The organism is Bradyrhizobium manausense (assembly GCF_018129685.1).
Lineage (GTDB): Bacteria > Pseudomonadota > Alphaproteobacteria > Rhizobiales > Xanthobacteraceae > Bradyrhizobium > Bradyrhizobium manausense_D.
Map to the genome: position 1 here is coordinate 72,526 of NZ_JAFCLG010000013.1, position 24,905 is coordinate 97,430.

Genomic DNA, 24,905 nt, shown 5'->3' on the forward strand with positions numbered 1-24,905 from the left:
CGCAACTTGCACGATGATTGCGCCGAATAGCGCTGAATTGCTTCGCGGCGGCGTCTCCGCGTGGCTGGACTGTATCTGGACAGCAAGATAACCCAACCATCATGCATCGATCGCGTACCACACTTTATACTATGCGACCGCGCTAACGGTCGTCGTGGCGCCCTTTGCGAAATTGCAATCCGGACAAGCGACTTGTCCGTTAGACACGACGCTCTTGCCCCCTTTGGAATGTGGAAGCTTATGATCGGCATGCCAGTGCTCCCAGCCTACCTTCACGCCATCACAGCGCAGTTTGAGCTGACATATTCCGCTGTCCCTCCGGAATATCGCAAGACGCTGTTCATGAGAGAACCCGCGTTGCGGGTCCTTGGGCTCGATATTCGGGACGGCATCGAAGAAACGTCTCTCGAAAAACTCTAATCGTGCGGCGATGCTTTCCTCGCTGTCGGTTGATTGACTAATGAGGCGACGATACTCGACAAGTTGAACGTCCTTGCTGTCATCGTCTTTATCCTCGTTGGCCTTGCGTTCTGTCTCGAATCCCAAGAACCACTCACGAATATTATCTTCAAGACCTTCGCAGACATAGCCATCGATCAGGACGGAGACCAAGCAGTATAGATTGATGACGTTATAGCGCTCCAGCTCAGGAGTCTTCTCAGGAAACGCTCGATTCAAAAAGTCGAACACGCGCTTAATCTTTCGAGCCACCTTGCCCTCTGTCTCAAATTCACTGTTCTTTTCGTAGAGGCGATTCAGATCGGCGTCACGCACGCTTGTCGGGCCGCCCTCCATTTCGATCAGTATCGTTTGCGCGGCCAGATGATCGTAGGTGAAGCGCGAGTTGGTAAATCTGCATTTCTCAAAAAAAGGATGGCGAGCGATTGCCTTAACAAAGTCACGCATCGAACCGGTCATCGCGTTGCGCTTTTCTTGAGCCTTAAGAATGGTGCCGTTCTGCAGTCGGAGAAACATGTCGCGAACTTCGTCTTCCTGCTCGCTTTGCATGGCATCTTCAACGATCACCACATCGGCAGGGTAAGCATCGAATATCGTTCGAACGTCGAGAGGAAGATCGTCGTATCGCATGCCCGCAATTTTATGGCCGCGCACATCATCCATATCTTTCGCGAGAGGGAAGACATTCTTGCGGAATTCCCAAATTGTTCGGATGCGTTGCTGCCCATCGACGACCTCATATTCGATGCCATCGGCTCGTCTGACGGCGCGCCAGTACATCTTGGGGATGTCGTATTCCCGAAGGATAGTGTCGAGCAGCAACTGCTTTTGCTTGCGGGACCAGGCCGGAGGACGCTGATAATCCGGCGTAGGATCGACCCGGGATTCATAACTGCAGATGGTTGAGAGCGGAAGCGGACGTTTATTCATCTTCATGGGCAAACCTCATGATAATAACTAAAGGCATGAACTTATTCGTCGGCCGCTGAGGCGCGATAAACGGTATATCCGGGATGCGGTACTCGCTTTCCCGTCTCCCAATTTGGAAAAACTAAAGTACCTTCTTTCTTGAGGTCTGCACCGATCTTGTTCACGTCGGGTTTTCGCACGACGTGACGTGACAACACCAGAGGCCACAAGTCTTTGTACAACATTGGTGAGGCTCGCGCAGGCGCCAGGGCAATCATCGTTTCCCGCGCTCTTTGCCGCTCTGCAGCAAGAAATGGCGTAACATCGTCCTCCGGCGACATCTCATGCAGAGAGCGGAATAGTTCGGATTGACCAGTCTTGTTCTCGGTTAGATGGACTTTGGTCGCGGCCCGCGTTTTGGACTGCGCCTCAAGAGCTTTGACTTGGCAATCACGGAAGACTTCCAGACCGGTATCGTGACGCGTGCCATAGAACAGGGAATACAGTGGCCGGTCCCTAGAAGGACGCAAGATTGTTGTTTCACAAACGTACTTATAATGCCCCAACTTGAACAGACAATCGCTGAACGCCTTAGTCAAAATGACTTTGCGTTCATCAGACGTTTGAGCTTCTAAGAGTTTGTCACGCCAATCCCCAAATGGGAGCAACTCATCCAGGCCAGCCACGACAATGGGATCATTGATGCTGGCCGCGCGATTGATAAACTCCAACATGAAATTAAAGACGACTTCCGAATTGTCCCGCACGAGTAAGGGCTCTATTTTCTGAAGAGGAATTCGCCAACCCTTAGGGTCAAGCAGGAAAAAGGCGAAGGCATCCTTCGGAATGTCTTTCAAAATCGTTGGGATTAGTTCGATAAAATCGCCCTTGAGCGGCTTGATACGGATATCCGGGAATTTGGGCGGAAGGGTCTCCAGCTGCTTAAACGCGGCAGGATTTCGTTCAACCAAAAATGCCGACATAGTCACATCGCGTCCGGCTTTCTTCCACGACGCTTTTGCGCGTCGCAACGCTCCGAGCGCAATCCCGAAGGAAGTATCGTTGAAGTCCTCCTTCGCGCTTTGCCAGGGGCCGGCAAAGCCATCCGTATAAACGATATGAGAATAGGAGCTTGCGGTCTTGTGAACCAACGCTTCTAGGTATTCTTCAAGAAGCACATGTTTCACATAGGATTGTTCTCGACCTTTATAATCCTCAATAGAGACCATGCTACTCCGCCGCGTCGGCGTATGCCGGTTTTACAGTTGGGAACTGACTCCATCTTTTGCCGTCGAGTTCGCGACCGCCGGATTTGGGGCGCAGGCCACCCCATTGCTTGAAGAAGAACGCTACGTTGTTGACGCGACATTGGTCGCGCACTTCACGTACCCACTCGGGATTCATGGGTCGCGCACCTGGTCCGCTCTCCCCGCCCACAATCACCCAGTCGATGCCCGTTAAATCGAGCTTGCCGACGGGGCCAATCAACGGTTCGATCGATAGGAAGCGAACTCCAGCCGGCGCTTCTTGCAAATGTTTTATGCGGCTCTTTTTCGTACCGTCTTCAACCGACACGCCGAACCATATGTGGGTCGGGCCTCCACCTTCACCATATCGACTTCGGAGAAATTTACGCATCAGCGACGATCGCTTAGTCAGCACTTGGAACGTGTGCCAGTGCGCTCTCTCCATCGTGTCGCAAACCTTCGAAATGAACGATTGCGGAATGTCCTTGTGGAAGAGATCGCTCATGGAATTCACAAAAATCATCCGGGGCTGTCGCCAACGTAACGGATGTTCGAGACGCTCTGGCCGCAACGTTAAATCGAAGCCGCTTTCGAAAGGGTGGCCTGGTGTACCGCGGAAGCGCTCCGAGAAACGCTCGGCATAGCAATGATCACATCCCTTGCTAATCTTGGTGCATCCCGTCACGGGATTCCAGGTCGCGTCAGTCCATTCGATAGATGTCATACTTGCCATTCGACAACCTTTGCGCGAGCAACGTTACGGCAGCTCGCGGTCTCAAATCAACCAATTCCGAATCGTTACCGAACATTCCTCGTTTTCACGTTAAGGCTTCGGATTGGAGAGTGGGAATGTATCCGTTTGCCGACAGGCGTATGGACGCTTCGGATCATGGATCACATCGCCGCCATACGCCGCGATGACTTGATCGACGGCAGCCTCCAGCCCGTCCGAGTCCTGTGCGTTCGGTTGTGAACCAGAGGACATGACGCTGTTCCAGGTTGACCGGCCGGGGTCTATGTTCCTATTTTGTTCTTATGGAGTCAAGCCGGTCAACCCGCCGTTTCAAGCCGCCCTGGACCCTGATCCGGGAGAATTCCGAGTGCTACACCGTCCAGGACGCCAACGGCGTGACCGTGGCGTGGCTCTATTGCCGCGACGAGACGCAGACTTACAGTTTCGGCGCCAGCAAGCTCACGTCGGAAGAGGCGCGTCGGATCGGAAAGGCCATCAGTCGCATTCCCGAGTTCTTGATGCAGCGTCAGGGCTTTTATCCGCGCGGGAACGGACCTCGGCTGCGGTCTGATCGACCCTACCACGTCGCCCTGCAGGACACTTACATTCGCGCCCATTGGGATGAAATCGACGCACTGTGCAGGCTCAACAGTCTGCCACTCAACGCAACCGGGGAAGTCATCCAGAGCGATGGGGTGTGGAGGGTTTACGAGTTCACGTGGCAGATGGACGCCATCCTGTTCTGGGATCGCTTCGAGGGAAGGTGGCTGCGCGGCACCGAGTTTCACTATCCCGAGCGGCCGGCCAATCTGCCGTCCTTGAAACCGCTCGAGAACTGGCCGAAGTTCAATCCGCGAGATACGCGCTGACAGATTTGCAGGACCATCATGTGCTGGTGTGGACGGCCTCTCATCCCCGCATGCGGTTCGTACCGGTGAAGTCGAAGGAACGGCAAGCCGCTTGCATGTTGATGACTGTGCGTGAACGCCTGGTCAGCGTGAAGTCGCAGCTCTCCAATGCTTTCAGGAGCTATGCCGCTGAGTTTGGTATCGTCGGGCCCGCCGGCCGGCAGAACGTCGCGGCACTCATTAAACGTGTGCTCGAAGACGAAAGCCTGCCGGAAATGGCGCGGGATCTCTTCCGCCTTCAGGCGGACGAGTATGCCGCGGTCCAAGCTCGCCTAGCGAAGATCGAGGCCAAGCTGATGAAGTGGCATCGCGAGGATGACGTCAGCAGGCGTATTGCGACAATTCCTGGCGTCGGTCCGATTGGGTCGTCGATGCTCAGTATGAAGGCGCCGCCGCCCGAGACGTTCAGATCGGGTCGCGACTTTGCGGCATGGCTCGGGCTGACACCAAAGGATCATTCAACTGGCGGCCGGCAAAGGCTCGGCGGCATCACAAAGGCCGGAGATTCTATACTGCGATCGACGTTGATCGTCGGTGCGACCGCACTGCTGAGGCATGTCCGAAAGGGCCGTCATAAGCCCACACCATGGCTCGCTTCGCTGCTGGAGCGAAAGCCGCCAAAGTTGGTCGCGGTGGCCTTGGCCAACAAGTTTGCCCGCATCGCTTGGCGCTTGATGATATCGGGCGGCGTGTACAACCAGCCGGTGGCCGCCATGCCGACTTGATCTGAAATCGGCCCGCGAGCAAGGTTGCTCGGCGGATTGCCCACGAACTTGCAGGACGCAGTAGATGGAAGGACCGATCGGTCGATACGCGCGAACTTCCGAAGATTACACTGGCACCAAGAATGTCGCCCATGTGCTTGGAGCGTGCGTAGCGAACACCATCGCGGCCAGCGGGCTTTACCCGCGCAAACAGGCCGGACATCTGATAGCAAGCGATCTGGCCAAAAGTCTGCTACAATCCTGACAAGTGGGGGGCCGTCCACATCTGCAATCTCTATTATGCCGACCCCTGGATTATGCCGACCATTGGCTCAGAACGGGCTCGGGCGGCGGCGATCGCTGCGTCGGAGTCGGCATAATCCGATTGATCTCACAGCGTATGGTCTCCTTCTTGCCAATTGAGGGGAGGCTTTCATGTCGATTGATCTGTTCGGGTCCGCTTTCGGCCCGATCTCGCCTTATCTCACCGTTTTGCTTCGCGCCAACAGAGGAACCGACAATCGCTCTCAGCGGTCCGAGATGTACCAGCTCGATTGGATTATGCCGACCTTATAGCGGCAGTTACCGCCACGAAAGCTCGTTCTCAGACACTGGTCGGCATAATCTCTATTCGATCACGACCAACCAGGAGGCCATCCGTGCGCTCTTTCGCGTCGTGAATCGTTATGTCGTCAACCTTGCTCCCATGCCCGGCGTGTTTCCCGACTATCCGGCGCCCGCCGTCAGGAACGCCGGTGCGGACCGCGAAATGATCATGATGCGCTGGGGCATGCCGCCGCCACCGCGCCGGCGGCTTCCCCGTTACGAATATCCGCAACACCAGGAGTCGCTCGATCGTCTTGACGATAGCAGCCTCATGCGAAAGCTTTAGCTCGTCGCGATTTTCCAGGTAAAGGCCGAGCGCGGCTTCAACTGGGGAGGGATGGGGGTTCTCCTCTTTTCCCAGCCGGGCGGGTTGAAGTCCATTAGGCCGCGGCTTCCCCTGGCCCTTCAAGTAAGGGCGCCTCGAGGCTTGCGATTTCGGGCATGGCCTTGCCGGCGATCGCCTGCAGATCCCCCACCATCCCCACCGTGGACTCAACGACGGCGATAATCTGCGTCTCTCGCTTGGCCCATTGCCGCCCCATGAACTTGCGCTCCTTATCGAGGTCCTCGCGCATATCGTTGAATTTCTCGACGACGGCATCAACCCGTTGGCGGAATCGGGTGCCTGTTAGGTATTCGTAAACCTGCTCCATCTTGGTTTGCTGTCCCTGCTGGACCGTGCGAGCGCTTGAAAGCTCAATCAGGGACTGACGCAGCGCGACCGCCACAGGCAGCGCGCAACGCGGGTGTACGACCCATACGCCGTCGACCAGGTCAAAATGCTCGATATGCTTTGGCAGTGCGTGCGAGATGATAAGGGCGACGTCTGCGCCGCAGCGTCGCTGATCTTCACGAAGCTTTGCCAGCCAGCCATCACTCCAGGCTTTGGTGCGTTTGGATTCCCAGAGGATCATGCCGGCAGGCTGACCTATGGAGCCGTTGACCTGCTGAACGACGTCGGCGCCCAGTTCGCCCTTGGCAACGGGTTCGATGGCGTCCATCGGAAACTTGCCGCGCAAGACCTCCTCGAGCTCTAACTCAAAAACCTCGCCCTGGGATTGCTGCGAGCCTTGCTCGGCCTTGCGCCTGAGCTCTTCGATGGTACGCGACATCGACTCAATGGTCTGGTCCTTCTCGGCGACCTTCAGACGCGCGGCTTCATCCGATTCCTGCTTGGCTTTGGAGCGGATGTCGTCAACCGAGGCCTGGACACGTTTTTCGATCGTGAGTTCCATTCCGCGCTTTTCGTCGGCAAGCGCGCGCTCCTTGCGTATCAACTCGGCCTGAGCCTGCTGCGCCTCAGCCAGCTTGGCATTGTTGGCTTCCAGGTTCTTGCGCAGCTCGGCGGCCTCAGCCTCCTTGGCCTGCAGATCGCCCGCGACCGCTTCGCGGGCTTTCTTGGCCTCGGCCGCCACCAGCTGGCGGCGCTCGGCCGTCAGCCGCTGCGCGACCTGGTCTTCAATCTGTTCCCGCGCCCTGGTGACCGCGTCCTGCTCCTTGCGCAGGGCCTCGGTCCTTCTAGCTACCTCGGCGTCCTTGGCGGCCAGTTGCTCGTTAAAGCGCTGTCGCGTTTCCTCGAGGAGGGGCGCGGCCAGCGATTCCGTGAGCTTGATTTCGTGGTTGCAGTTCGGGCAATGCAGGGTGGGCTCCTGCGAAGCGCCGGCGCCGGTTGCTTTAAGACTCATGAATTCCCCTCATTGGTGCGGCCGGATTCAACATCATCTGCGGGCGATTGCGATGTCGCGGCGCTGGATGTCCACATACGGCTCGCCCAACATCGACTTGGCCACCGGTTTTCCACCGAAACCGCATGGTTTGAGGTGTCGGACGTAAGCCTGGCTGCAGAAGACCTAGCTAGGAATCTATTCTAAATGAGAACAAAACAGGATCAAGGTATTTACTGAAGTGCCCGCGGAAGCGGCAAAAAAAGCGGCAAAGTAGAATAACGCGTTAGGGCCTAATGCCCTATCCTTGCTTAACAAATAACCGGCAATGAAAGCGGCAAAAATGACCACGATCGCAGCGATGGAGCCGCTCCTTCCCGACGATAATAAGGAACTCGAGGACCTGGCGACTGACTTGGTGGCGAAGGCCAGCGGCCTTGCGACCCGCTTGCATCCAGTGCTGCGCGCGTCCGTAGGCGACCTGGTGCGCTCGATGAACTGTTACTACTCCAACCTCATCGAGGGGCACAACACATTGCCGGTCGATATCGACCGCGCCATGAACAACGAGCTCGCAACAGAGCCAGAGCGCCGCAACCTCCAGCTCGAGGCGCGCGCGCATATTGAAGTGCAGCGGATGATCGACCGCGGGGAGGGGCCCAGCCCGGTCATGTCCGAAGCGTTCATCACCTGGACGCATCGCCACTTCTGCGAACGCCTGCCGGCGGAGATGCTGGTGGTCGAAAACCCAGAGTCCGGCCGCAAGATCACCATGGCGCCGGGTGTGCTTCGTTCTGAGCGCGTCCGCGTCGGCCGCCATATAGCCCCTGACCCGGCCGACCTGCCGGCGTTCATCAAGCGGTTCGCCGAAGGCTACACGTCGTCCAACCTTTCGAGGCTGCGTAAAATCATCGGCGTCGCCGCATCCCACCATCGTCTGGCGTGGATCCACCCCTTCCTGGACGGCAACGGCCGCGTTGCGCGACTGTTCTCGCACGCGCTGCTGCGCGAACTGGATGTGGGATCAGAGCTCTGGTCGGTTTCGCGTGGCCTGGCGCGGAGTGTCGACAACTACAAGACCATGCTGCAGGCCGCGGACGAGCCGCGACGCGGCGACCTCGACGGCCGTGGCAATCTCACTCTGGCCGGCCTTACGGAATTCTGCCGCTATTTCCTCTCGACCTGCATCGACCAAATCGATTTCATGGAAGGCCTGCTGGAGCCTTCCGAGTTGCTGCGACGCATGGAGATCTGGGCAAGGGAAGAGACCGCTGCAAAACGGCTGCCGAAGGGCTCATGGCCTATCTTGCGCATGGCGGTCCTCGATGGCACGTTCGCCCGCGGCGACGCCGCTGATATCACCGGCTATGCCACCCGGCAGGCACGCACCGTGCTCAACGACCTCATCAATCAGGGCTATCTCATTTCCGAGACCACCCGCAGCCCGGTGCGGCTGGGATTTCCGGCTAGCGTGGTCGATCGTTGGTTTCCACGGCTTTATGGGGAAGGGCAGTGATCGCTACGCGTCTTGCATGTTGTTTAACGCGCAGAGGCTCGTCACACCGAAGCTGAATTCCCGGGAGCCGACGGTGCAAGGTCCCGCCTGTTCGTCTTTGGCGGAAGCCGCCTGGACATACACGAACAGAACCCGGAACCAGTATCTGTCGGGACTGCATAAGCTGTTTGAGGTGTCCATCACGCAGCAGGTCGAGCAGGGCTGTGTTGACCGGGTGAAAGCGGTATTGGCTGATGAAGATGGGGGACGGGAGATGTTTTGCGAAGACTTTGAATTATACATCTGGTTCGTGTTGCTTTTCCAGTCGGGCCCGATGCACGGGGCAGTTCACTAAGTCTGTCTAATTTCGCCGGACGTAGCCGCGACGGGCTTTGCGCACGAGCCAGGCCTCGAGCGCCTCGACGGCCTGCACCCGCCCAGCGAACAGATCGAGGCGCCGCCGGCCGCGCTGGCCGAGACGCCCCCATTCGCGCACCAATGCAGTATCGCCAAAGAGTGTCGGCTCGATCGTGAGCACATAGTACCGTGCCATGTTACGGGCCGGATCGCAGCGTTCGAGCACGAGGTATTGCACCGTGAGTTCGGACATGCGTCAGAGTCGCAGCCGCCGAAACGGCCGTCCAATTAAATTATTGAATCGATCAGAGCCAACGATTCAGAACTTTAATATCAGCGATCAATATACCTATAAAAGATTGTCAACCTCCCCGACAGGGCAGGCGGCTTGACAACCATGACAGCACGCCATCCATTGCTACAATTGACGATTTGCAGCGCCCGCCGACGATCGCCCTTGGAGAGGTAATGGCAGACGATAGCGATTTGTTTGGTTGGTGCGCCGCACGTCCGCGCTGGCAACAGGAAGCCATTCGCCTCCTGGCGGCTAAGCCTCATCTGGCTGCCGAAGAACTCGACCAGCTCGAAGAAGCCGTAAAGGCTGATGCGGGTCTTGCCGCCGGGAAGACGCTGGCCTGGCCCGCCTTGACCAAGGCCCACCTGAAGGCCGGCAACAAGTTTGCGCCGGTCACTGTTCTGGGCGCCATCGGGCCTCTGCGCAACATTGACCGCCTGGCTGCGGAACAGCCCCCGCTGAGGTTCGCCGTCAATGGTGTGACCCTCATCTACGGACCCAACGGATCGGGCAAGAGCGGCTACTGCCGTATCGCCAAGAGAATCTGCCATTGCCTGCATGATGTGACGTTGCGCGGCAATGTGTTCGAGCCTGAATCGTCCGATCCGCGCGAGGTGACACTCACCTTCCGCGTCGATGGTGATGAAAAACGCACGGTCGTCTGGGATGATCGAAGTGCGCCGCCCGCCGAACTGGGCAGAATCTCCGTGTTCGACAGCGATGCTGCCGGCCTGTATGTCGACGCTGAGCGAAACATCGAGTTTTTGCCGTTCGATCTGGCTTTGCTCACCAATCTTGCCGAGATCCTGCGCACGCTGGACGGCCGCTTCAAGGCCGAGGAAGCGCGCCTGACCAAGGCACAAAAGACCCCCCTGCCGCTTGGCTACGACAAGCGCACAAAAGTATCGACAATGCTGGCAACGCTGAAGGCGGATCAGCATCTGCCCAGCGAAGCGGCCATGCGCGCATTGGCGGTCTGGAGTGAAAAGGATGAGGCTGGCCTTCAGGCGGTCAAGCTGGAGCTTGGCCGGGACCCGGCGGTTCTGGCGAGGCTGAAGGAGGCCGCCATGTCGGCAGCCGCAACCCTGGTTGCCGATGCAACAGCCATCTTCGATTCGATCGGCAATGCTGGCATCGCGAGACTGAAGGAAGCACGGCAGAAGGCCGCAACGACACGCGAAGCCGCCAAAGTCGCTGCCGAGGGCCTGACGGCGGAATCGGCGATCCCTCAACTGGGCAGTGAGACCTGGCGGCAAATGCTGATGTACGCGCGCGACTTCGCGGCCGAAGCATATCCGGAACTTGAGCCGCCCCAGTTAGCGTCGGCCGGCACGTGCGTGCTCTGCCATCAGCCCCTTGACGAGCCGGCGCAGGCACGCCTGGCCGCCTTTGATGCGTACGTCGAAGGTCGCGCCAACGCGGATGCCGAGACGGCGAAGAAGCACTTCGCGGACTGCGCTCGAACGATCCTCGATCTGAAGATCGCCGGCAGCCAGGACATCAAGGACAAGCTCGTCAACTTCGTGGAGGGCTCGACACCCCGCCAAGCTCTGGCAGACAGGATCGAGCTGTATTACGCTGCCAGCCGGGATCGCCACGCTCTGGTTTCAGCAGCCATCAAGGCGGTCGACTACGCAAGTCTCGAAGGCCTCGCGGATCTCGACCGGTCGGAGGTCGATGACCTGCTCAGCGAAGCGGCCGTCGTGGCGAAGGAAGTCGAAGCACTGAAACCGAAAGCGGATGAGGCATCAAAGCGTCAGCGGCGGCAGCAGGAGCTTGACGACCTCGAAGCGCGGAAGAAGTTTTCCGCCGACATCGAGATTTTCGTGGAGCGAAGGAACTCGCTCGATCTTCTCTTGAAGACGAAGGCGTGTACCGCCGCCTGTGCCGTTGCCGGCATCACGTCCCACATCACGCGCCTCAGACGCAAGGTGCTGACGGCGTCGCTGCAGACGAGCCTTCAGGACGAGATTGTCGCGCTTGATCTGCAGCACCTGCCGTTAAAACTCGCCGATCGCGGAGAGGTGGGAAAGAGCAAGGTCCAAATCGGCCTGGAGGCCCAGCAGAAAGTCGGCAAAAACAGCGAAATCCTGAGCGAAGGTGAGTGGCGGGCGCTTGCACTGGCGGGTTTCCTCGCCGAACTGAACGAGGTCGGCGCCCGGCACGGGATTGTCGTCGATGATCCGGTTTCGTCCCTCGATCACGCAAGGATGGAGGCCGTCGCGAAACGGCTGGTGAAGGAGGCCGCCGCCGGAAGGCAAGTGATTATCTTCACGCACAATCTGTTCTTTCACTACGCGGTGCTGGAAGCGGCCCACAACATGAAGGTTCCCCTGCGGGAGGAGTGGATCGCCAAGCATGCTGATGGACGGTTCGGGATCATCGACAACAACCATCAGCCCTGGATTGCCATGGGAGTCACAAAGAGACTTTCGATCATCGAAGGTCTTCTGAAAGAGAAAAAGGCCACATATTCCGAAGCCAACGAGGCCGAGCGATCGTTCGTGACGGACATCTACACCAGGATGCGAGAGACTTGGGAGCACGCCATCGAAGAAATCCTGTTCGCAGGCGTTGTCGGCCGTTTCAGGCCGAACATTGCAACCATGAAACTCAGGGCGGCCCATGTCGAGAAGTCTGACTACGAGGCCGTTTACGCCGGCATGACGCGATGCTCCAAGTACTCTGGTCACGACCAGTCAGCGGGCGTGCCGGTTGATCTTCCCAAATTTGCTGACGTCAAGGCCGACCTGGATAAGCTCAGCGCTTATGTTACCGCAGCGAACACCCGCAGGAAGGCGCTGGAAAAAGAAGGCCAGCTCTACGAAGAGGGGCCGATGGCGGCCGACGTTCTCGAATAGTAGTCATTGCAGAATGCCAAACCGACATTCGAAATGAGAATGATGCATGGCGCTACCTGACGAAATTAGTTCGGACAAGGTCAACGAAATCTCCGAAGCCCTGGGCAAGATGTCAGGCGAAGAGATCGCGGCATTGCCGGAACTTGAGGGAACTGACTACCGCTGCTTCGGCAGGTTAATCCAATGCTTTTGTTTCATCGACCTCAACCTGCGTCGGGCATTAGAGGTGTTTTATCTAGCAAACAAACTGCCGGAAAAATGGTTGAAGGAATATCCCAAAATCAGCGACGCAGCTTTGACCGAGGCCCTGTCCGACGTTGTGCGGACGCTCGACCCAAACAGCGAGCCGATCGAAGTAGCGCTGACCTGGTTGGCCGCCATTTCTAAGTTTCGCGGTTTTCGAAACCTCGCGGGTCATGCTGCGGCCAAGCGATATCCGAACGAAGACGTGTATGTCTTCGCCAACAAAAACAGCAAGGACGCCAAAAAGGCGGGCCAATCTTTACCGAAGCACGGTCTCATGTTCAGTATCGTGGGCCGGTCCGAGTTTTTCGAGATGGTGCAGTCTGCGGTAGACAGCCAATCCTGGCTGTCTGGACGACTGACGGTATGGTCCAAGGCCTACCCCGCCGACCCAAAGTTTAAGGAAACTGCCACCGTTTAAGTCGTTTAGCAGGGGATTTGCGAACTGTCGGCATTCTGCCGTGTTCGCCCTACCACCCCTGGCATATGGTTCCGGTCAAAGGAGACCGATATGAACCCCACGCTGATTGACCCAAAGATGCTTGGCTTCTGGGCTCGCTGCATCCGCGATGCGCAGCACCTGTCCCAGGAAGCTCTTGCCGCCAACGCCTCCGTCGACATCAGGACCGTGCAGCGCTTTGAAGCTGGCAAGACCGTCAACTTGACCTCGCGGCGCGCCTTGGCCAAGGCGCTGGGCTATGACAAACCCGATGTTTTCGATGACCCCAAGTTCATCGAGGAGGTGCTGAAGTTCTTCGACGGCTTGAAGACCATGCAGCAGAAAAACCTCGACGACCAGCATCCCGACCACATCCGGGTCAAGGCGCAGGCACTTGCCTCGGGTGCTGAGGTGATACGGTTTGCGGATGTCGTCAACGCGATGTCCTGCGACATCCACGACGGCCTTTCGGAGCGCGCCAAAGAAGTAGCAGCTAGCTTCTGTGACTATGTGCAGGAGCTGATGGACCTGGATGATTTCCCGGCGTCCGGCCGCCTTGGCATCGCCAAGGAGCTGGATGATCTGTTGCAGGGTCTCCGCGAGAAGGACGCGCATGCTTATTTCGCAACGCGCGACCGCAAGTTTCGTGGACCGGACTGGGGGGATAAGCCGTCTTGGGAGCTGACGGTCGGCTTTCTTGCCATCGTGCCGGCGGACCAGAAGCTCAGCGAGCTCTATGTTCCGCGGAAGTCCAAGTTCGGGTAGTCGAAAAATGCTGACACCCCCGATCGTGCACATCCGGCACCTAGCGGCGCCGCTTAGCGCTTCACCCTGTCATATTCATCCAGCAGGAAATAAGTGTAGCTTCGAATGAGGTTGCAGAATAGCCGGGCCTCATGAGCGGACAGCTCAGCTTCAGGTGAGAGCGTAGCTCCGTGGCGTACGCCGCCGCCCGTCGGGGACGACAGATAGCCATGCAGCGTCGTCATCCAGTCGATCGCCTGTTCGGCAACTTGCCCCTTACGGTGACGCTTGAGTTCACCGGCAATCTTGTTGAAATACTTGCCTTGGATGGTCGTATCACCGATGGGCAGGCCTTGAAACACGGTGGAAACAGTTTCCAGCAGCCAGAGAATTTCCTGGACAGCCTGCCGATCATTGCTGGCCGACAAGTAATCCTCGGACTGTTTCAATGACCGCTGAATGATTTCGTGCGCCTGTGCGTCAAGGGATGGCGGCAGCACATCAACCGCGACCATCGGCTGTGCTTTCCTCGCGTGCAGGTGCGGTGGGGCGAGCTCGTAGCCGGCATTGTGCAAATTGAGGTAATGGTTGATCATCCCCGCATCAGGAACCACGATGCCTTCATTGCGCCGAACGAGCGCCTGGCCGGCATCGTAAAAGGCCTCAATGAATAGTGGGCCATTTGAGCCTGCATCCCTCATGTATTCGCTAAGATCGCTTTCGGCCCAGTCCAGCGACGAGCTATCGTGATGCGGCCGTCCAGCCGCGTCCGCAAAATAGCGCTTGTAGTGTTCGATGATGGGCTTGCGGTTATCATAAGAGCCGGCGACACGTCGAATGAGCGTCGCAAATTCAGCAATGACGCCGCGGGCGATGGGCCCGGGCGATACCAAGCGCCAAGAAGGGTTGAAGTTCAGCATGTATCGTCTCCACGATTCCCGATTTTACGGGTAATCGTGAAATCGTGGAAGCGCTGACTCTGAACGCTCAGGCAACTTCCTTCTGTTTGGTACTTGCTTCTAGCCCCCGCCAACCGATGCAGAGCGCAATCTCTACTCGGCGCGTATCGGAAACAACGTGTTCATCGGGCAGGTCATGACGAGCCCCCGCGCGTCCGCCTCGGAGATGCCGCGGCGGAGGCGCGCACAAAGATGGAGGTCTGGGACGTGATGCGCGTACGCCCATCATCACTATCAAATTCTCACCAAGCGCCCCGAGCGGATGGGTGAACTCGTGCGCGACGTCGAGATACTGCTCAACGTGTGGCTCGGAACGAGCGTCGAAAATGCCGACGTCGCGACCCGCATAGACCTGTTGCGGTCCCGTGCCAGCGGCCATAAGCGTACAAAATCACGGCTCTCCTCAGGTGCTTCTCAAAGGTAATGTTCGGACTCATTGCTGATTGCGACCGCGATTCAATCGATAGGAATATATTCCATAATCTATATTATGCGAACAATATCAATAACTTGCTAGCACAGGCTCACCTTTGCGTGCAACGGGCTCTGTTGTCAGAGCCGAGGGAAAACCTTCTGTCTCACGTCTATTCACGGGCGTATTTCCGCCGGTTTTTCTTCTGTCGTAAGCGGCTGCGCTTCGATGCCATACCCGGCACTCGATTGAGCCTTAGAGTGCCCTCACGCCTAGCCGTGCGGCGGGTTCCCTTGCGCGCGACCAGGGCCATCAACGCGATTGGTGAGCATCGCACCTTCCCTGTGCGAGAGGCGGCCGTAGCGCGCGGCCATGCGGCTCTTCATCGGGAGACCAGTGCCTCGGAACATGCAGCTCGGGGCATGATGATGGCCCGAGCGCGATATGGAAATCGACGTGTTGCTCACTCAATAAGGTCCGGGTTGGAACCGTCACCAAACTCATCTCTCAGAATCGCGCACGAGGTTGTCGTCAGCTCTCAATTGTGCGCGGCGGCGGCAACGTATTCCTGGTGCAGGCAAAGATCTCGCCTGCAAGCCGAGAGCACAAAGCATCTGTTCCGTCATCGGTGCCTCGGGGGCGCACGCCGTTCGGACGCGCTGGCCGATGCAAACCGCTGTTTGCGCTTGCGGCTCCGGAGGCCAATTGGGTTCGCCCGCTTAAGTGCCCATAACTTCGCCAGCCGCGCGCGGCTGCTGCGACGACAGCAAGGGTTGCCTTGGAGCCGTCAGCCTCACCCTTCTCAAAATCGCCCTCCGTTTGCGCCATCGAGTTTGTGACGTGCGCGAAGCAGACGATCGAGTTGCCGCTCGTCGTGCCGAAAGCGTAGAGGGCCGCGGCTTCCATCTCCACGGCAAGCGCTCCCAGATCGCGCGCTCGCGCGATCGCCTCTTCGATCTCGCGATAGGGGGCATCCGTCGTCCAGGTCGAGCCGCGAGAGCGGAAATGATAAGCTGTTCAGTGTGACACCCTTCCTAGAAAAATGGCTCGTTCTGACAGCGGTCGCTTCATGCGCATCAGCCAGGGGCCGGAGCTGCTCGCTGCTGCAGCGCAGGGCTAAGGGATTGATTTAGATCAAGGAGCCGGCGGCCGAGTGTCGTGTGCTGGTTACCAAATCGATAGCCAAAAGGTTCGTCGTGCCGCAGAATATCGACCCCCGTTTCACGGCTTCTCACGCGCACCTGCCATGGTTCGTTGCAGGAGCGGAGCAGACCGACGTGCTGCTGGTCGTAACGGGAGTATTCCTGATACTGTTCGTCTTGACGGTTGGCGTTCTGATGTTGCGGCTGCATCACTTGCCGCATCACATCGCTGAGAAAGAGCAGAAGATCCAATTGCAGGTCGTTGCAGTCTTGGTACTTCTTGCGATGTTCACTCACGAAAACCTGTACTGGATCGCCGGATTGCTGTTGGCCATGATCGATCTTCCCGATTTCGCCGGTCTGCTAAACCGAATAGCGAGCTCGGTCGAGCGTATCGCTTGGAGCCCCGCGAAGCCTCCCACGGGGGGTCGCTGCGGTCGCACAGCGTACCGGTCCGCGCACTCGAGTTTGTATGCCCGTCTAGCCGCGGCATCGCCGTGCCCACTTGCAGCAAGTTTCGAGCCGCCACAATCCTACGCGATCCTCATGATCTTCATTCAGGTCGTGGCTGGCTTCCTGTCCGAAGTATTCCACCAACGCTGCTGCCGCCAACGCCAGAACGACGATGGCCAGCACGCAGACATGACCCATTGCCGCGGCCATTGCTGGCGTCATCCCTGTCACCATGAAGCACCTCGCTTAGCCAATGCGTTGCCGCCGGCGCGGCAAGTGTTTCTCGATGCCGTCATCGAGATTTCGGGCCGCCCTGATAACGCCAAGCTGATCCTGCGTTCGAGTTTGGCACGGGCTGCAGGCGTGACGGCGTCCGGTCGTACGCGAACGCAGAATTCAAGTCGCCTTGTGAGCTACCGGTCCTGGCTTGTGCGCTCTGCCTGGCCTCATTCGGCCAATAGCTTTTGTCGGTGATCGTCGATCCGGCATATGCAGAAGCCGACGCCGCCATCAGCGGCAACAAGAGTGAAATCGTGAGAAGTTTTTTCGTCATGGTCCGGCTCCATCATTTCTTCGAAGCGCGTCATGTGCGCTTCTAATGATGAGTTCGGCGCAAAGTGTTTGCCGGTTACAAGGTCACGCTGACGTGACCGGGAAACGCACATTCACCACCGCAATAGTCGTGGCCCCATTGCTGCGCCTGCTAAGGTGCAAAGCACAATCGTTCCGCCGTACCAGACCGCTACGAAAGGCAGGGAATCGTCCGTGCAATGCAGCGCGTACGCCATCGCGCTCACGCCTCCTGCTACAAGTCCGGCGAAGGCACCCGTGCGAGCAAGGTTCGTAGGCGCCGCTTGTCGAACGGCCCAGATCGCGACGGCAAAAGGAACAATCGCGATGATCGGAATGGAAACAAGGCATTCGAGCCATTCGTCTCCGACGATCATCTTGTTCCAGCGCGAGCTTGGCGCCAGCCCGAGGCTGATTGCTGCAAGCGCCACGATGACAAGAAACGGCACGGCAACGAGATACGATCGAGGTTTTCGTTCTCCGCCGGGACGCGCCAGCTTTGCAAGATAGACAAGCGCGAGGCTGGAGATCCCGACCGCGAATGAGACCTTTGCGACGACGAAACCCAATGCGCCGGACGTCATCATGTCCGGACGGGCGCCCAGCCCGAAGATCGTGATTCCCAAGGCCAGAATTGAACCGGCCCCAAGCGCGATCAGAAGCGTGCGAACCACCAAGCCGCGGTCGACCGGCTCAGGATTGGTACTCAGGAGGTCAACGAGATCGTCAGTCTTCATGTCCGCGTTTCCCGGGCGATCAGGGTAGCCAGCGCTTTGAGCCCACGGTGGATATTCACTTTGACCCCCGGTTCGGAGATGCCGCATCGTACTGCCGCCTCCGCGACGCTCAAGCCGTCCAGCTTCACGGCCTCGATGGAACACCGCATGTTTTTCGGTAATCGCTGCATCAGCCTCCTAACGTCATATGTACTCTCCGCGACGACATTGTCGTCGTGCGCCATGGTCGTATCGGCCTCCTCGATCGGCACGTCGGTGCGCGACGTGCGGGTCCGCCGCAGGAAGTCGATCAACTTGTACCGCGCGATCGCATGTACCCACGGCGTCAGAGGTTCGGCGGGATCATACGTGTGCCGCTTGAAGTGGACGGCCAATACCGCCTCCTGAACGAGATCCTCCGCCTCTGCCGCACCCCTTCCCATCCTGGCGAGCTTGCCCTTGTAGTACGCCCGCAATCGGCTGCTCAATCGCTTGAGCAGCGTGCGGTGCGAGGCTGCGTCGCCTTCCAGGCTGGCAAGCATGAGCGCCTTGAGTTCGATTTCATGGGTCGTCATGCTTGCGTATCTCTACTAGTTCGCTGGTCCGGTCGGTTTGGTTACAGCCGAAGGTGATAGGCCTCGAAAAAAGTCGGAAAGGCCCGCCGCATCGCTTCGGCTAGGCTTCAATCCGCTTTGTTTGCGGATCGCGCTTTTTCGCTCCTCGCATTCGTGCAGCAATTCGGGGCCGGCCCAGACTGCGGTTCCATCGTCATCCACGATGAGCGGCATGAACAAGTTCACCGTTTCGCTCAGCCGAACGACGCGGCGCAACGCGCTCTCGTTGTCCGGATGCGGCTCGCATCGCAGGACCAGATCGCCGGATGGCCGGGAATCGACCAGCGATGCGGGACCGCCGGAATACAGCAGGGTCACGGGCCCGTACTCCGGCCGCTGCTTCCAGCGCCGCAACAGTTCCTGGCAGGTAAGCTCGACGGCACGCGGCACCGGCCTGAGGTCGCTTTCCCAATATTGAACTGCGCCGCGGCTCAGTCCCAGCATTTCTCCAGCCACGACCTGGTTGAGTCCCAACTTCTTCGCCACTTCTTGAAGTCCCACTGGTCCATCACATCATCTTGACGCCGAGGAACGAAGGCGCTTCGTCATTCTGCTGCTTGCGAGCGGTCGAAATCGTTTGACGTCGTCCGCTCTTGGCTATTCCCGTTCTTTGGGACGGCCGAGCGCGGTTCGCGGGGCAACCGAAATCCCTTGATCAGTGCGTAAACCGCGGGGATCACGATGAGCGTCAGGACGGTCGATGAGATCATGCCGCCGATCATCGGCACGGCGATGCGCTGCATGACTTCCGAGCCGGTGCCGGTGCTCCACAGGATCGGGATAAGGCCGGCCATGATCGCGACGACGGTCATCATCTTGGGTCGCACCCGTTCGACCGCGCCCAACATGATCGCCTCGTTGAGGTCCGCTCGCGTGAAGGGCTTACCGTCAGCCGCCCTTTCGGCGTGAAGTTCCTTCATCGCCTGATCGAGGTAGATCAGCATGATGACGCCGGTCTCCGCCGCGACGCCCGCCAGGGCGATGAAGCCTACGGCCACCGCGACCGACATGTTGAAACCAAGCCACCACATCAGCCACAGGCCGCCTACGAGGGCGAACGGCAGCGACAGCATCACGATTAGCGTCTCGGTCAGCCGGCGGAAGTTGAGATACAGCAGGAGGAAGATGATCAGCAGCGTGACAGGCACCACGATCTTCAGGCGGGCGGTAGCGCGTTCCAGATATTCGAACTGGCCGCTCCAGACGACGTAGTTTCCCGGCGGGAATTGCACGCTTGCCGCAACGGCGGCCTTGGCATCGGCGACGTAGCCGCCGAGATCGCGGTCGCGGATGTCGACGAAGATGTAGACCGCAAGCTGGCCGTTCTCGGTCCGGATCGACGTGGGACCGCGCGTGAGCTTGATCGCCGCGACCTCGCCAAGCGGGACCGTCCCCCCGTTCGGCATCGCGACCAGGACATCCCGGGAGATCGATTGCGGGTCGCTGCGCAGGTCGCGCGGATAGCGGAGGTTGACGCCGTAACGCTCGCGGCCTTCCACGGTGGTGGTGATCGTCTCTCCGCCGAGTGCCGACGAGACAGTGTCTTGCACGTCGCTGACCATCAGACCGTAACGGGCGAGCGCCTCACGATCCGGAACCACGTCGAGATAGTAGCCTCCGATGACCCGCTCCGCGTAGGCGCTCGATGTGCCAGGCACGGCCTTCACGACGGTTTCAATCTGCCGCGCCAGCTTCTCCATTTCAATCAGGTCTTTTCCGAGGACCTTGATGCCGACCGGCGTCCGGATCCCGGTCGCGAGCATGTCGGTGCGGGCCTTGATCGGCATGGTCCATGCGTTGGAAACGCCGGGAAACTGAAGGGCCTTGTCCAGTTCGGCGATCAGGCCGTCGACAGTCAATCTGGCACGCCATTGCGCCTTGGGCTTAAGGTTGACGATCGTCTCGAACATCTCGGTCGGCGCCGGATCGGTCGCGGTCTCGGCGCGCCCCGCTTTGCCGTAGACGGACTCGACCTCCGGAAAGGTCTTGATGACCTTGTTCTGCGTCTGCAGGATTTCCGCCGCTTTGGTGACCGACAGGCCCGGCAGCGTCGTCGGCATGTACATCAGCGTGCCTTCGTTCAGGCTCGGCATGAACTCCGTTCCGAGTTGGCGGGCCGGCCATAGGCTGACAGCCAAGGCCGCAAGCGCCAGAAAGATCGTCAGCGTCTTGGCCTTCAGCACACCTCGGATCAGCGGCCGATAGACCCAGATCAGGAACCGATTGATCGGATTCTTGTGCTCCGGAATGATCTTGCCCCGCACGAACAGGACCATGAGCGCGGGAACCAGCGTGATCGACAGGATGGCGGCGGCGGCCATCGAGAACGTTTTTGTAAAGGCAAGCGGGCTGAATAGCCGGCCTTCCTGCGATTCCATCGTGAAGATCGGCAGGAACGACACCGTGATGATCAGCAAGCTGAAAAACAGCGCGGGGCCGACCTCGCTCGCCGCCTCGATCAAGACTTCGAGGCGCGGCTTGTCGGGCGGCGCGCGCTCAAGGTGCTTGTGAGCGTTCTCGATCATGACGATGGCGCCGTCGATCATGGCGCCGATCGCGATGGCGATCCCGCCGAGGCTCATGATGTTCGACCCGATCCCCAGCACCTTCATCGCGCCGAACGCCATCAGGATTCCCACCGGCAACATGACAATCGCAACCAGCGCGCTGCGGACATGCAGCAGGAAGACGATGCAGACGAGAGCAACGACGATGCTTTCTTCCGTGAGCGTCCGCTTCAGCGTCTCGATCGCATCGTGGATCAGGTTCGAGCGGTCGTAGACCGGGATGATTTCGACGCCTTTTGGCAATGCCGACGCCATGTCGGAAAGCCGCGCCTTCACATTGTCGATAACGTCGAGCGCATTCTGGCCGAAGCGTTGCAGGGCAATTCCGCTGGCGACCTCGCCTTCCCCGTTGAGTTCGGTGATGCCCCGGCGTTCGTCCGGACCTAGCTCGATCCGCGCCACGTCCTTCAGCAGGACCGGCGTTCCCTTGTCGACCTTGAGCACGATGCTCGACAGGTCGGAGACGCTTTTGACGTATCCCCTGCCCCGCACGACGAATTCGAACTCCGAAAGCTCGACGGTACGGCCGCCGACATCCATGTTGCTGCCCCGGACGGCATCGCGGACTTTCGCCAGCGGAATGCCGAGCGACCTCAACCGGTTCGGATCCACAACGATGTTGTATTGCCTGACGAAGCCGCCGACGCTCGCGACTTCGGCAACGCCCTCGGCCTTGGAAATTCCGTATCGGATGGTCCAGTCCTGGATCGATCGCAGATCGGCCAGCGATTTATCCTTGGACTGCAGCGCGTACTGATAGACCCAGCCGACGCCCGTCGCATCGGGCCCCAACGTCGGTGTCACGCCGGCAGGCAATTTGCGCGCAGCGGCGTTGAGGTATTCCAGCACACGCGAACGAGCCCAGTAAATGTCGGTGCCGTCTTCGAAGATGATGTAGACGAACGAGACACCGAAGAAGGAGAAGCCGCGCACCACCTTCGACTTCGGCACCGTCAGCATCGCGGTCGTCAACGGATAGGTGACCTGGTCCTCGATGACCTGGGGGGCCTGGCCCTTGTAGTCGGTATAGACGATGACCTGGGTGTCGGAGAGGTCGGGAATCGCGTCAAGCGCCGAATGCTGCAGGGCATATACGCCCGCCGCCACGGCGAAGATCGCGCCGATCATCACCAGCATCAGGTTTCTCGCCGACCAATCGATGAGCCGCGCGATCATTGTGATTTCTCTCCGGTGTCGAGGCCCTTGAGCGCTGCCTTGAGATTGCTTTCGGCATCGATCAGGAAGTTAGCCGACGAGACGACCTTGTCGTTCTCGGCGAGCCCTTCCTTGATCTCGGTCAGGCCGCCGCCGCGTCGCCCCAGCTTGACCGCGCGTGGTTCGAAGCGCCCTTCGCCCTTGTCGAGAAGCACAAGTTGCCGCTCGCCGCTGTCGATGACCGCGCTGCTGGAGACTGTTACGACCGGTGCTTCCGTCCCCGTGGCGATCTCCACGTCCGCATACATGTCCGGCCGCAGCACGTCGTCCGGATTGGGCAATTCGATTCTGACCCGCGCTGTTCGCGTCTCCGCTCTGAGGTTCGGATAGATCACCGTGACCTTTCCTGTGAAGGGCCGGTCCGGATATGCCCGGGGCCGCACGACGACTTTTTGCCCGACTTCTATGAGCGCCAAGTCCCGTTCCGCGACGTCGACCATCACCCAGACGACATTGCGGTCGACTATGCGGAACAGGATGTCCCCCGGTGCTGCGCGCATGCCGTTGACGGCCGTCCGCTCCACGATCTCTCCATCCTGCGGCGCAGGCCAGTTCATGTAGACCGGGATCTCGCGAGCCCGCTCGATGTCCACAATGAACGCATCCGGCGCCCCGAGGTTTTCGAGTCGGCGGCGAGCCCCTTTCAAGGCTTGGTTGTTGATTCCGGCCTCCGGGCGGGCATTGAGGGCCGAGAGATATTCGGCGGCGGCGCTGGAGAGGTTCGGGCCGTAGATGCGCATCAGCGGCTGGCCCTTGCGGACATGCGTGCCGGTCGTGACGTTGTCGACGGTGTCGATGAAGCCCTCGAACCGGAGCGAGATGACGGAAACGCGACGCTCGTCCTGCTGTACCGTACCCGGTGCGCGGACCATCGTATTTAAGGAGCGGCGCTCCGCGACCTCGGTCTGGACGCCTGCCTTCTGCAGCTTGCCCGCGCTCACTTTCACCGATGAGTCGTCGTCCTGTTCGCCCTCATATACGGGGAGGTAATCCATCCCCATCGAATCCTTTTTCGGCGTCGGCGACGTGTCTGGAAGGCCCATGGGGTTACGATAGAATTTGATCCGCCCGCGTTCTCCGCTTTTCGCGGTCATGGCTTCAGGAGCCTCCTCTTCCTCGAAGCTCAGGTCCTCGCTGGTGCGAACAGCCGAATAGTCCTTGCCTGAGGATGTCTTCTTCGGTGTCAGCGAATAGGCCGGCGCGCCGTCCGGATCGCGGTAGTAGACGATGGGCCCCCTCGCCGTAGGCTGAGCGGAACTCTGCTTTGCCGCTGCGGGCAACGCGGCCGAAAGCCACCCGGGGAGCGGAACGCTCGACCGTCCAACCGCCAGTCCCAGCACTCCCGCAGCCAGGATTGCGGACAAGGTAAAGAGAGCGCTTAATGGTCGTCTCATAGCGAACCTCCGGCCAGACGTTCCATTTCGGCGTATTTCGTCTGAAGTTCTACCTTGAGCTTCAGCAGGTCGAGCTGGACCGCGCGAAGCCTACGCTCGGCCTCGAAGACCGAAGAAATATCGGACGTGCCGGCCTGGAAACCGTTCCGCGCGTTGTCGAGGGATGATCGTGCAGGCGGCAATTGGCGCGACGCGTAGATCTGCACGACCTTCCGCAACGCATCGACGCTGAACCATGCGTCGGCGATCTGTCCGTCGACCCGCAGCCGCAGCGCTTCGCTGCGGGCTTGCGCTGCGCCGAGACGTGCGCCCGCCGCGCGCTGCTCCGCGTCCTTGACTTCGTAGTGCAGCGGCAGCTTGACGCCGAGCATAAACTCGCCGGTATCTTCGGTGCCGGGCCGCTGCACGTACTTCGCGCCGAGCGTGACGTCGGGATAATAGTTTAGATCGGTAAGAGACTTCGTTTGCGCCGCGGAATTGCTCTGGGCTCCGGCCAGCGCCAGCATCGGGTTGGCAGAGCGCGCGAGCGCCTGAACCTGCGCGAGGCTGACCGCCTTGAGAGCTCTAAAGCCGGTTGGCGCTGCCAAGGGCGCCAGGGACGGACGGCCGATCAGGGCGTTCAGCCTGGCCGCCGCTGCCTTCTGTTCGCCTTGTCGGCGGACGACGTCGCCGTCGGCGGTAGCCGCTTCGATCTCGGCCTTGATGACGTCCTGCCGGTCGACCGACGTCGCGCCGTATCGCGAACGCAACAATCCAAGAGTCTCGTCGTATCGCCGCTTGATTTCGGTCGCGACTCCAATGGCTCCATACGCGGCGTTGTACTCGCCATGCGCGGCAACAACCTGCGCGATGAGCTCGGTCACGGTCGCACGGCCCTGGAATTTTGCGGCATCGGCGTCAGCCATGGCGACATAGCGCTCGATGCCATATTTGCCCCACAGCTTGATCTCCTGATCGACGCCGATCCGACGCTGTCCTACGCCTTGCCGGTTGACGTCCCATGCTTCGAGAATGAGGGTCGGGTCGGCCAACACTCCCGCCGTCCCTATCTTGTGAACCGCTGCATCGAACTCGAGAGCAGCCGCCGCCACCGTCGGGTTGAGGCGTTTCGCAAGGACGACGACGCTTTCGACGGTTGCTCCGGGCAAGGATTGAGCGCCGGCCGTTGCCGGAGACAACCACAGCACCGCTGCGGCTGC

The 24,905-nt window shown here is 59.4% G+C and carries 23 protein-coding genes and 2 pseudogenes; 12 read left to right on the forward strand and 13 right to left on the reverse strand.

The annotated features are described in order from the left end of the window. Positions 1-129 precede the first annotated feature (129 nt). Genes JQ621_RS25315 through JQ621_RS25325 form a run of 3 tightly spaced genes read right to left on the reverse strand, consistent with a single transcriptional unit; the run spans position 130 to position 3,348 of the window. Positions 130-1,395, reverse strand: a complete 1,266-nt coding sequence (locus JQ621_RS25315) for an HNH endonuclease family protein (protein WP_212237911.1) — start codon at positions 1,393-1,395, stop codon at positions 130-132. Positions 1,396-1,430: 35 nt separating this feature from the next. Next, positions 1,431-2,597, reverse strand: a complete 1,167-nt coding sequence (gene tcmP, locus JQ621_RS25320; protein ID WP_212237913.1) for a three-Cys-motif partner protein TcmP — start codon at positions 2,595-2,597, stop codon at positions 1,431-1,433. Position 2,598: 1 nt separating this feature from the next. Continuing rightward, positions 2,599-3,348 carry a DUF5131 family protein gene (locus tag JQ621_RS25325; RefSeq protein WP_212237915.1) on the reverse strand — a complete coding sequence of 250 codons (750 nt, stop codon included), beginning with the start codon at positions 3,346-3,348 and terminating at the stop codon, positions 2,599-2,601. A 395-nt stretch (positions 3,349-3,743) separates the two neighbouring features. Between JQ621_RS25325 and JQ621_RS25330 the strand changes: the two genes are divergently transcribed. The 4 genes and pseudogenes from JQ621_RS25330 to JQ621_RS35565 all read left to right on the forward strand — a co-directional run. Then, complete coding sequence (locus JQ621_RS25330) at positions 3,744-4,217, forward strand: hypothetical protein (RefSeq protein WP_312015445.1); 474 nt, start codon at positions 3,744-3,746, stop codon at positions 4,215-4,217. Then, positions 4,184-4,981 (forward strand): IS110 family RNA-guided transposase, encoded by a 798-nt coding sequence (locus JQ621_RS25335; RefSeq protein ID WP_249125568.1) that lies wholly within the window; start codon positions 4,184-4,186, stop codon positions 4,979-4,981. The genes JQ621_RS25330 and JQ621_RS25335 overlap by 34 nt, the downstream gene beginning before the upstream one ends. Positions 4,982-5,395: 414 nt before the next feature. Further along, positions 5,396-5,536 carry a hypothetical protein gene (locus JQ621_RS25340; RefSeq protein WP_212237917.1) on the forward strand — a complete coding sequence of 47 codons (141 nt, stop codon included), beginning with the start codon at positions 5,396-5,398 and terminating at the stop codon, positions 5,534-5,536. 58 nt (positions 5,537-5,594) lie between these two features. Next, positions 5,595-5,808, forward strand: a pseudogene (locus JQ621_RS35565) (SOS response-associated peptidase); the annotation flags it as partial. A gap of 138 nt (positions 5,809-5,946) precedes the next feature. Here the strand turns inward: JQ621_RS35565 and JQ621_RS25345 are convergent. Further along, positions 5,947-7,251 carry a DUF2130 domain-containing protein gene (locus tag JQ621_RS25345; protein WP_212237926.1) on the reverse strand — a complete coding sequence of 435 codons (1,305 nt, stop codon included), beginning with the start codon at positions 7,249-7,251 and terminating at the stop codon, positions 5,947-5,949. Between the two features lie 322 nt (positions 7,252-7,573). On the opposite strand from JQ621_RS25345, the gene JQ621_RS25350 reads away from it, so the two are divergent. Continuing rightward, positions 7,574-8,746, forward strand: a complete 1,173-nt coding sequence (locus JQ621_RS25350) for a Fic family protein (protein WP_249125560.1) — start codon at positions 7,574-7,576, stop codon at positions 8,744-8,746. A 16-nt stretch (positions 8,747-8,762) separates the two neighbouring features. Further along, positions 8,763-9,080 carry a hypothetical protein gene (locus JQ621_RS25355; RefSeq protein ID WP_212237928.1) on the forward strand — a complete coding sequence of 106 codons (318 nt, stop codon included), beginning with the start codon at positions 8,763-8,765 and terminating at the stop codon, positions 9,078-9,080. Positions 9,081-9,086: 6 nt separating this feature from the next. Here the strand turns inward: JQ621_RS25355 and JQ621_RS25360 are convergent, their stop codons facing one another. Beyond that, positions 9,087-9,335: a WGR domain-containing protein gene (locus JQ621_RS25360; protein WP_212237936.1), complete on the reverse strand. Its 249-nt coding sequence runs from the start codon at positions 9,333-9,335 to the stop codon at positions 9,087-9,089. Between the two features lie 215 nt (positions 9,336-9,550). Here JQ621_RS25360 and JQ621_RS25365 point away from each other — a divergent pair, with 215 nt between their 5' ends. The 3 genes from JQ621_RS25365 (at position 9,551) to JQ621_RS25375 (ending at position 13,685) form a co-directional block, all read left to right on the forward strand. Beyond that, positions 9,551-12,238, forward strand: a complete 2,688-nt coding sequence (locus JQ621_RS25365; protein WP_212237938.1) for an AAA family ATPase — start codon at positions 9,551-9,553, stop codon at positions 12,236-12,238. A 46-nt stretch (positions 12,239-12,284) separates the two neighbouring features. Beyond that, a complete protein-coding gene (locus JQ621_RS25370) occupies positions 12,285-12,902 on the forward strand; it encodes a hypothetical protein (RefSeq protein ID WP_212237940.1) in 618 nt (205 codons plus the stop codon). 90 nt (positions 12,903-12,992) lie between these two features. Further along, positions 12,993-13,685, forward strand: a complete 693-nt coding sequence (locus JQ621_RS25375) for a helix-turn-helix domain-containing protein (RefSeq protein ID WP_212237942.1) — start codon at positions 12,993-12,995, stop codon at positions 13,683-13,685. Between the two features lie 53 nt (positions 13,686-13,738). Here the strand turns inward: JQ621_RS25375 and JQ621_RS25380 are convergent, their stop codons facing one another. Continuing rightward, positions 13,739-14,584 (reverse strand): hypothetical protein, encoded by an 846-nt coding sequence (locus tag JQ621_RS25380; RefSeq protein ID WP_212237949.1) that lies wholly within the window; start codon positions 14,582-14,584, stop codon positions 13,739-13,741. 301 nt (positions 14,585-14,885) lie between these two features. Here JQ621_RS25380 and JQ621_RS35915 point away from each other — a divergent pair, with 301 nt between their 5' ends. Beyond that, on the forward strand, positions 14,886-15,047 hold the full coding sequence (locus JQ621_RS35915) for a hypothetical protein (protein ID WP_212237951.1): 162 nt from the start codon (positions 14,886-14,888) through the stop codon (positions 15,045-15,047). Between the two features lie 519 nt (positions 15,048-15,566). Here JQ621_RS35915 and JQ621_RS35920 read toward each other — a convergent pair. Further along, positions 15,567-16,019, reverse strand: a pseudogene (locus tag JQ621_RS35920) (phosphorylase family protein); the annotation flags it as partial. A 176-nt stretch (positions 16,020-16,195) separates the two neighbouring features. Between JQ621_RS35920 and JQ621_RS25395 the strand changes: the two are divergent. Together JQ621_RS25395 and JQ621_RS35820 are read left to right on the forward strand one after the other, a co-directional pair. After that, positions 16,196-17,104: a hypothetical protein gene (locus tag JQ621_RS25395; RefSeq protein WP_212237953.1), complete on the forward strand. Its 909-nt coding sequence runs from the start codon at positions 16,196-16,198 to the stop codon at positions 17,102-17,104. Then, entirely contained in the window at positions 17,095-17,229 is a 135-nt protein-coding gene (locus JQ621_RS35820) for a hypothetical protein (RefSeq protein WP_283813215.1), read from the forward strand. The genes JQ621_RS25395 and JQ621_RS35820 overlap by 10 nt, the downstream gene beginning before the upstream one ends. Positions 17,230-17,295: 66 nt before the next feature. On the opposite strand, the gene JQ621_RS25400 is transcribed toward JQ621_RS35820, so the two are convergent. From JQ621_RS25400 to JQ621_RS25425, 6 genes are read right to left on the reverse strand one after another with little or no spacing between them, the layout of a single operon-like run. Further along, positions 17,296-17,937, reverse strand: coding sequence for an NrsF family protein (locus JQ621_RS25400; RefSeq protein WP_212237955.1), 642 nt, complete (start codon positions 17,935-17,937; stop codon positions 17,296-17,298). Then, positions 17,934-18,491, reverse strand: coding sequence for a sigma-70 family RNA polymerase sigma factor (locus tag JQ621_RS25405; RefSeq protein ID WP_212237957.1), 558 nt, complete (start codon positions 18,489-18,491; stop codon positions 17,934-17,936). Before JQ621_RS25405 ends, JQ621_RS25400 begins: the two co-directional genes overlap by 4 nt. Before the next feature lie 15 nt (positions 18,492-18,506). After that, complete coding sequence (locus tag JQ621_RS25410; RefSeq protein WP_212237959.1) at positions 18,507-19,016, reverse strand: XRE family transcriptional regulator; 510 nt, start codon at positions 19,014-19,016, stop codon at positions 18,507-18,509. Positions 19,017-19,075: 59 nt separating this feature from the next. Continuing rightward, on the reverse strand, positions 19,076-22,273 hold the full coding sequence (locus JQ621_RS25415) for an efflux RND transporter permease subunit (protein ID WP_212237961.1): 3,198 nt from the start codon (positions 22,271-22,273) through the stop codon (positions 19,076-19,078). Next, on the reverse strand, positions 22,270-23,706 hold the full coding sequence (locus JQ621_RS25420) for an efflux RND transporter periplasmic adaptor subunit (protein ID WP_212237963.1): 1,437 nt from the start codon (positions 23,704-23,706) through the stop codon (positions 22,270-22,272). The genes JQ621_RS25415 and JQ621_RS25420 overlap by 4 nt, the downstream gene beginning before the upstream one ends. Next, positions 23,703-24,893, reverse strand: a complete 1,191-nt coding sequence (locus tag JQ621_RS25425) for a TolC family protein (protein ID WP_312015447.1) — start codon at positions 24,891-24,893, stop codon at positions 23,703-23,705. Before JQ621_RS25425 ends, JQ621_RS25420 begins: the two co-directional genes overlap by 4 nt. Positions 24,894-24,905: the final 12 nt, after the last annotated feature.

Bases quoted from the DNA above. Each gene is read 5' to 3' on its own strand.
- JQ621_RS35915 (WP_212237951.1), top strand. From the start codon at position 14,886: ATGGGTGAACTCGTGCGCGACGTCGAGATACTGCTCAACGTGTGGCTC.
- JQ621_RS25400 (WP_212237955.1), bottom strand. From the start codon at position 17,937: ATGAAGACTGACGATCTCGTTGACCTCCTGAGTACCAATCCTGAGCCG.
- JQ621_RS25315 (WP_212237911.1), bottom strand. From the start codon at position 1,395: ATGAAGATGAATAAACGTCCGCTTCCGCTCTCAACCATCTGCAGTTAT.
- tcmP (WP_212237913.1), bottom strand. From the start codon at position 2,597: ATGGTCTCTATTGAGGATTATAAAGGTCGAGAACAATCCTATGTGAAA.
- JQ621_RS25380 (WP_212237949.1), bottom strand. From the start codon at position 14,584: ATGCTGAACTTCAACCCTTCTTGGCGCTTGGTATCGCCCGGGCCCATC.
- JQ621_RS25365 (WP_212237938.1), top strand. From the start codon at position 9,551: ATGGCAGACGATAGCGATTTGTTTGGTTGGTGCGCCGCACGTCCGCGC.
- JQ621_RS25325 (WP_212237915.1), bottom strand. From the start codon at position 3,348: ATGGCAAGTATGACATCTATCGAATGGACTGACGCGACCTGGAATCCC.
- JQ621_RS25345 (WP_212237926.1), bottom strand. From the start codon at position 7,251: ATGAGTCTTAAAGCAACCGGCGCCGGCGCTTCGCAGGAGCCCACCCTG.
- JQ621_RS25355 (WP_212237928.1), top strand. From the start codon at position 8,763: ATGTTGTTTAACGCGCAGAGGCTCGTCACACCGAAGCTGAATTCCCGG.
- JQ621_RS25375 (WP_212237942.1), top strand. From the start codon at position 12,993: ATGAACCCCACGCTGATTGACCCAAAGATGCTTGGCTTCTGGGCTCGC.
- JQ621_RS25370 (WP_212237940.1), top strand. From the start codon at position 12,285: ATGGCGCTACCTGACGAAATTAGTTCGGACAAGGTCAACGAAATCTCC.
- JQ621_RS25360 (WP_212237936.1), bottom strand. From the start codon at position 9,335: ATGTCCGAACTCACGGTGCAATACCTCGTGCTCGAACGCTGCGATCCG.
- JQ621_RS25415 (WP_212237961.1), bottom strand. From the start codon at position 22,273: ATGATCGCGCGGCTCATCGATTGGTCGGCGAGAAACCTGATGCTGGTG.
- JQ621_RS25350 (WP_249125560.1), top strand. From the start codon at position 7,574: ATGACCACGATCGCAGCGATGGAGCCGCTCCTTCCCGACGATAATAAG.
- JQ621_RS25405 (WP_212237957.1), bottom strand. From the start codon at position 18,491: ATGACGACCCATGAAATCGAACTCAAGGCGCTCATGCTTGCCAGCCTG.
- JQ621_RS25340 (WP_212237917.1), top strand. From the start codon at position 5,396: ATGTCGATTGATCTGTTCGGGTCCGCTTTCGGCCCGATCTCGCCTTAT.
- JQ621_RS25420 (WP_212237963.1), bottom strand. From the start codon at position 23,706: ATGAGACGACCATTAAGCGCTCTCTTTACCTTGTCCGCAATCCTGGCT.